Source organism: Clostridium sp. DL1XJH146 (genome assembly GCF_054819755.1).
Map to the genome: position 1 here is coordinate 42,431 of NZ_JBTVVN010000029.1, position 6,840 is coordinate 49,270.

7 protein-coding genes are annotated in these 6,840 nt (G+C 29.3%); 5 read left to right on the forward strand and 2 right to left on the reverse strand.

All coding sequences use genetic code 11. The features are described from left to right. Positions 1-24: 24 nt before the first annotated feature. Positions 25-222: a helix-turn-helix domain-containing protein gene (locus ACVHXK_RS13570; protein WP_461206946.1), complete on the reverse strand. Its 198-nt coding sequence runs from the start codon at positions 220-222 to the stop codon at positions 25-27. Positions 223-663: 441 nt separating this feature from the next. Here ACVHXK_RS13570 and ACVHXK_RS13575 point away from each other — a divergent pair, with 441 nt between their 5' ends. After that, positions 664-825 (forward strand): hypothetical protein, encoded by a 162-nt coding sequence (locus tag ACVHXK_RS13575; protein ID WP_461206947.1) that lies wholly within the window; start codon positions 664-666, stop codon positions 823-825. A gap of 558 nt (positions 826-1,383) precedes the next feature. Then, a complete protein-coding gene (locus tag ACVHXK_RS13580; protein WP_461206948.1) occupies positions 1,384-3,465 on the forward strand; it encodes a glycoside hydrolase family 52 protein in 2,082 nt (693 codons plus the stop codon). Positions 3,466-3,644: 179 nt separating this feature from the next. Here ACVHXK_RS13580 and ACVHXK_RS13585 read toward each other — a convergent pair whose 3' ends face one another. Next, positions 3,645-4,142: a DUF6623 family protein gene (locus tag ACVHXK_RS13585; RefSeq protein WP_461206949.1), complete on the reverse strand. Its 498-nt coding sequence runs from the start codon at positions 4,140-4,142 to the stop codon at positions 3,645-3,647. Positions 4,143-4,286: 144 nt separating this feature from the next. Between ACVHXK_RS13585 and ACVHXK_RS13590 the strand changes: the two genes are divergently transcribed. The 3 genes from ACVHXK_RS13590 (at position 4,287) to ACVHXK_RS13600 (ending at position 6,758) form a co-directional block, all read left to right on the forward strand. Further along, positions 4,287-4,631 (forward strand): hypothetical protein, encoded by a 345-nt coding sequence (locus ACVHXK_RS13590; protein ID WP_461206950.1) that lies wholly within the window; start codon positions 4,287-4,289, stop codon positions 4,629-4,631. 287 nt (positions 4,632-4,918) lie between these two features. Next, positions 4,919-5,899 carry a type I phosphomannose isomerase catalytic subunit gene (locus tag ACVHXK_RS13595; protein ID WP_461206951.1) on the forward strand — a complete coding sequence of 327 codons (981 nt, stop codon included), beginning with the start codon at positions 4,919-4,921 and terminating at the stop codon, positions 5,897-5,899. A gap of 127 nt (positions 5,900-6,026) precedes the next feature. Beyond that, the gene (locus ACVHXK_RS13600) at positions 6,027-6,758 is read left to right on the forward strand and encodes a L,D-transpeptidase family protein (protein WP_461206952.1); all 732 of its coding nucleotides are present in this window, start codon (positions 6,027-6,029) and stop codon (positions 6,756-6,758) included. The last annotated feature ends 82 nt before the right edge of the window (positions 6,759-6,840 follow it).

The following is a 6,840-nucleotide window of genomic DNA, read 5'->3' on the forward strand; positions in this document are numbered from 1 at the left end:
AAGTGATGCTAAGTGATGCACTTTTTACTTAAAATAAAAAAGTTCAGTTGGATGAACTTCTAATGCTTCAGCTATCTTTCCTAATTGTCTTAAAGTAGGACTTTTTTTGTTATGTTCCAGTTCAGACAAATAACTCTGTGATATATGAGATTTCTTTGCTAATTCGGTTTGCGTTAAATTATGTTTTATTCTAAGTTCTTTAATCTTAATATATGCTTTCATATATCACTTCCAAAAATTATAGAGATATTTAATATATAACCTTTATTTCGACAAAATTCAATGCTTGCTTATTGGTTGTACAGGAAATATATGTCGAAACTATCGCTGGTAGCGATAAGATATTGTGATAAAATTAAAATATAAGATATGCATATTTTATTGTTTACAAAAAGTTAACAAATGTTATTTTGTCGATAATAGTCGAATTTCACTAAATAAATTTGTTTATTGATTAAGAAAATTTAATTAAAGCCCAAAGATTCAAGAAATAAATTTGTTTATGTATTGTAAGTTATGTTATTTATTACGGATAAAGTTTTAAAGGAATTAAACATTGTGAGGAATTATTATAAAGATAGCGTTCGGTATACAGAACAAACGTTCTTGTAAAATTAAAATTATAGGAGTATAATCAAGATAATAAAATTTAGGGGGAAGCGGATGAATAATAAAAGTGTAGAAGAACTATCAAAAACAGAAAAGTGGGAAAAAAGAGCTGAATCGTTTAGCGCTATTTTCGATTTTTTAAAAACTAAAGGACTTAAAGAAAATGAACTAATAAAGTTCACTGAACTATTAAATATATATCTTAGTTTATTATAAAATACTGAACAAAATACTGAACAAAAATTTAAATTACATTGAAACTAATTTAATTACATTGAAATATGTTGCGAATGAGAAATTTTTATACAATATATAGGGCACTGTAAAATGGACGTTTGTAAATAAAAAATAAAAGTTTCGATACAACGGTCTCCAAAACCATTGGTTCCGGGTTCGAGTCCTGGTGCCCCTGCCATGTAAAATCCAGTAATCGTAAAGATTACTGGATTTTTTTTAAATGTATCTATAAGTTAATACACCGATAGTAAATACAACTGTATATAAAATATTAAGGGACGCTTACTAAGTAAATATTGTAAGCGTTTTTTTCATGTATAATAAAGAGCTAAAAATATGATGAATTTATCTTTTTAAAGTGGGTTTACAAAGTCATAAGGTTATTATATACTATTTATAATGGGTATGTATTTAGGCTTATATATTTAATAATCTAGTATGGAATTAATAATTTTGGCGATAACAGAAAGATATAAATCAGCGATTGAAATATTGTTCAATCAACCAAATTCAATAGTTACTAAGGAGTGTAGAAAAATGTACAATAAATCATATCAAGCGCATCATAGTAGTTTTGGGGCTTATGCAAGCTTTCTTTTAGGGAAAATAGGTGAAGGCGGAGGTTTTTCATTAAGTGATGTAAAATCGCCAAATAAGAATATCTATATAGGATATAAAAATGACAAGATGAATTTACTTCCATTTGCTAAATTAGACTTTGGTAATAAACTATCAGAATTTGGCTTAGAAGGGTCTACTACTAGTAATGATAAAAAAGTAAATATATTCAAAAAAGATGAAATTACTAGAGAAATGAAATGGGCTAGCGATAGTTGGAAAGCAGGAAATATAAGCTTTAAGTTCTACAGTCCTTTTACAGAAGTGAAAGATGTTGAAGATTTAACTTTAGAAGAAAAAAAATTATTATTAGCTCCTGGCTTTATTGGAGAGGTTACTCTGGACAATTCAAATAATACACAAGATGCAGAACTTTTCTTTGGTATGCAACTAGATGAAAATGGAAGACTTTTATCTGATAACGAGGTATTTTCACTATTAGGAGGAGCGGTTGATACTAGATACGGTTTTGCCTGTGAAAAATCAGTAGAAATTCAAGAGAACATTGACTGGATGGCTTTAATGTCTATGGCGGATAAGGATGATCAACTACTCAATAAATTAGGTAATGAGGTTGTTTTAAGAATAAAAGTAAAAGCGAATGAAAAGAAAACGGTTTATTTTTCATTTGCAACTTATCAAGGTGGTAATATTACATCAGGTATTAAAAGCAGATTTGCTTATACAGAATTATTTGAAAATATTGAAGAAGTTATGGAATTTTTACTGAAGAACAAAGATTACTATATAAATATATGTAATCAAAAAGACAAAGAATTAGAAGAAAAAGAAATGAATGAATATAGAAAATTCTTAATAGCTCATGCAACACATAGCTATTATGCTAATTCAGAATTATTACTTGATTCAAATAATAAATATATTTGGGTAAGTAATGAAGGTGAATACAGAATGATGAATACCTTCGATTTAACCGTTGATCATTTGCATTTTGAAATGAAATATCATCCGTGGACAATGAAGAATTCCTTGGACCTTTTTGTCAATAGATATTCATATTGTGAAGGGGTTAAGGATTTAGAAGGCAATGAGCATGAAGGAGGAATTTCCTTTACTCATGATATGGGTGTTGCAAATATGTTTTCTCCTAAGGGATATTCTTCTTATGAAAGGTCAAACTTAGATGGATGCTTTGGATATATGACATCTGAGCAATTAGTAAACTGGGTAATATGCGCATCTGTATATGCATTAAATGCTGGGGACAAGGATTGGGTCAATAATAATTTAGATGTATTCGATAAATGCTATGAATCATTATTAGCAAGGGATTTAAATAATGACGGAGTTATTGATACAGACAGTTTACGTTGTGGAATTGGTGCTGAAATAACAACTTACGATAGTTTAGATGTAAGTTTAGGACAGGCTAGAAACAATCTATACTTAGCAGTAAAAACATGGGCAGCTTATGTATGCATGGAAAATCTCTATAAAGTTTTAGGTAAAGAGGGGAAGGCTACTGAAATGCATCAAAAGGCTTTAAATTTATGTCAAAGTTTAGTAAATAAATTTGATTTAGATGAAAAATATATTCCAGCTGTTTTTGAAAAGGGAAATGAATCTCGAATAATTCCAGCTATAGAAGGTTTGGTATTTCCATATATCATAGGTGATGAGGATGCTACAGGTGAAGAAGGAAGATACGCAAATTTAGTAAAAATCCTAAAAGAGCATCTTAAAACGATACTGGTAAAAGGAATTTGCTTAGATCCAGTTTCTGGTGGATGGAAGCTTTCTTCAACAAGTAACAATACGTGGATGAGTAAGATTTTCTTATGCCAATATGTAGCAGAAGATATATTGGATATGGAATTCACAGAAGAACAAATTACAGAATGGGATAAGGTTCATACTTTGTGGCAAACTGTACCTTGTAACAGTCAATGTGCAACTGATCAGGTTCATAGTGAAACGGGTAAAGATTTGGGAAGTAGATTATATCCTAGATTAGTGACAAATATATTATTTATGAATTAAAATGATGGTTGTACACTCAAAATAGAGAGTATTTAAAGCTTATAAATTAGAATGTTTTTGATTGTTTGAATGAATCCTCATTTAATATTGATAGTGTAGATAAATAGCTACAAAGGCTATGTTCACTAGCAGTTATGTTTTAAGCCAGTAATCTAGGAGATTGCTGGCTTTTGTATGCACTAAATTAATGTATATTCACAACCAGCAGTACTGAAATCCATAACATGTGATGATGATTTATTTCCAAATGTAACATCCAAGGCAATAGTTATTCCTAGTTTTACTTGTACATTTCCCGGAATATCGAATTTTCTAGTCTTAAATTCTTCAGGAGAAGCTTTTAATCCAGTTTGAGACGTTATTTCTTTCTCACCATCATAGATTGTTACTGCATTAATATAGGCATCCTTTGAGCCACATCTGAATCTTAATACGGCTGTCTCTAATTTAGTTCTTCTATCATTTACAATCAGTGGAGTAGGTACAGTAAATAAAAATGTATTTTTGGAACCCTTTTTGCCTTCAACTCTAATAAAAGGACCAGTTCTATCAATATCCTTTAGTCTATTAGAGTAGCGTATTAGCATACTGTTTCCATGAACTGAAAAAGCATATAATTTTTGGCGATAAATTTGTTCATCTTCCATCATTCTTGGTGTAAAACCATTAAAATACATAAATCCTCCATAAGTATATTGCTTATACTATTATTGTATTGATAATAATGGAAAAAGGTTAATCATTTTATTACACAATGCATACTATGATATTGGACAAGTTTACTATAAATAGATTGAATTAATATGTGAGGAGGTGTTTAGATGAGCGTTGCAATGTTATTAGTACTTGCATTTTTAGGTGAATCTGTTTGGGAAACTTTAAAAATGGTTTGGCAAGAAGGTAAAATATCTTTTGATAGAATAGGAGCAATAATTGTTGGAATAATTATAGCAATAGGCACAGGTGCAGATTTATTTGCTGTTGTTGGTGTACCTTTTAAAATTCCTATCATTGGTATAGTTTTAACCGGTTTATTAATTTCAAGAGGAGCAAATTTCTTGCACGATTTAATAGGTAGTTTAAGTAATTTATATGGAGACACAAAAATTTCAAAAAGTATTAGTGAAACAAAAGATGAAGTGATGGCAACTACGGATAAAAAATAAATTGATATGAATTATTTGATTGTAAAACTATAAGAGATTATAAATTAAGAGCGGTTTTAATTTATAAGTGTTTATTAGAAAATCTAAAGTTTTATTGTAATATACAAAGGGATGCTCTTGATATTTAAGAGCATTCTTTTATATTTTAGAGGGGAAAGGTATTGTAATAAGGGGATGTAATAATTATAATAGTCTTGATAACAAATATATAAGATTAGACATTAACGGTAAACTTGAAGTTGATATACTATTAAAAAAAATATAAATTTAAATTGAAAGGTGATTATATGTATCCATTAAGATTCGAGAATTATTATGTAGATAAACTTTGGGGAGCAAGAGATTTAGAAAATTTTAGAGATAATTTGCCAGAAGGTAAAATTGGAGAAAGTTGGGATGTAGCTTGTCATAGGAATGGGATGAGTGTAGTTGCGAGTGGAGAGCTTAAAGGAAGTACATTAGAAGAGTTGATTTCTAAATATGGTTCAGAGTTAGTTGGTACAGAGATATCTAAAGAATGGTTTCCTTTGTTGATTAAATTTTTAAATACTAGTGATAAGTTATCTGTTCAAGTTCATCCTAATGATGAGTACGCAAGAAGAGTAGAAAATGATATGGGTAAAACAGAGGTATGGTATGTTGTTGATGCTAAAGAAGGTACACAATTAATACTAGGTTTAAAAGAAGGTTGTACAAAAGAACAAATAAGAGAAGCTCTAGACGGTGGAAATATAGAAGACTATATGAATTTTGTTCCAGTTAAAAAAGGAGAAACTTATTTTATTAAAAGTGGACTTATTCATACAATAGGACCAGGTGCAATTATTGCGGAAATACAACAAAATTCAGATACTACATATAGATTTTATGACTATAATAGAGGAAGAGAGATACATGTAGATAAGGCTCTTGACGTTATTGATGTTAATCTAAGAGGTGAGAATTCAACAGGAGTAAAAATTGAAAGAGAAGGATATAGCAAAAGTTATTTATGTCTTTGCAATGAATTTTCTCTTGAAAAATATGATATAAATACAATTTGCAAAGAAGAATCTGATTCAGAAAGATTTTATATATTCACTTGTGTAGAAGGTGAAGGAGAGATAGAAGCAAGAGGAATAGTTGAAAAGATAAATATTGGTGATAGTATTTTTGTTCCGGCAACTTTAGGGGAATATACATTAAAAGGAAGTATGACATTATTAAAAAGTTATGTTCCGAATATTGAAAAAGTAGAAAATGAAGTTTTAGATATAGTTAGGAAGTAGACATTGATAGGGTAATATTACCCGTCTACTTATTGGAATTTCAGGGTCAAAGCTATTAAGCAACTCTAATTTTGTAATGATTGTATATTTTGGTAGAGGTAGTTTTTCAAAAAAAGAGGAGACATAAATGAGTTTGAAAAAAATGTTAGGAACCCTGTTTCTAACGGGAATTATTATAATAATTATAAGTTTTATATTTATTAATAATAAAAGAGTTAAGAATACTTTTGAGGATCATAGTGATTTAGGAGCAATTGATATAGACAAACAAGACCTAAAATATTTTGAGAATAATATAGAGAGAAAAGAGACATTAGTGAAGGATTATTATGAAAAAGGGAAAGATATGGAGTTGTTCTACAATGAATATGATTTGGAATTAGAAGATGCTACTATAATTATATATAAAGATAAACATGTTTTAGAACTTTATGCAAATAACAAACTAATTGGTAGATTTAGAATATATTTAGGACAAAGCCCTATAGGAGATAAGGAAAAAGAAGGGGATTTTAAAACTCCAGAAGGAAATTATTATATATGTACTATTAATGATAAAAGTAAATATAGCTTATTTTTAGGATTAAGTTATCCAAATATTGAAGATGCTAAAAGAGGATTAGAAAATGGATTAATAGATCAGAATTTATTTAATCAAATAGAAGAGAACATTAATAATAAAAAACAACCACTTTGGAATTCACCTTTAGGTGGTGCAATAGGTATTCATGGAGTTGGAACATTTAAAGGAAATTGGAAGAAGGACTGGACAGCTGGATGTATAGCTTTAAATGATGAGGATATTGCAATAATAGGGCAATATGTTAAGTATGGTACGGAAGTGGAGATAAGACCATAATTATTAGTTCACAGTTCACAGTTCACAGTTCACAGTTCACAGTTCACAGTTCACAGTTCACAGTTCACAGTTCACAGTTCAC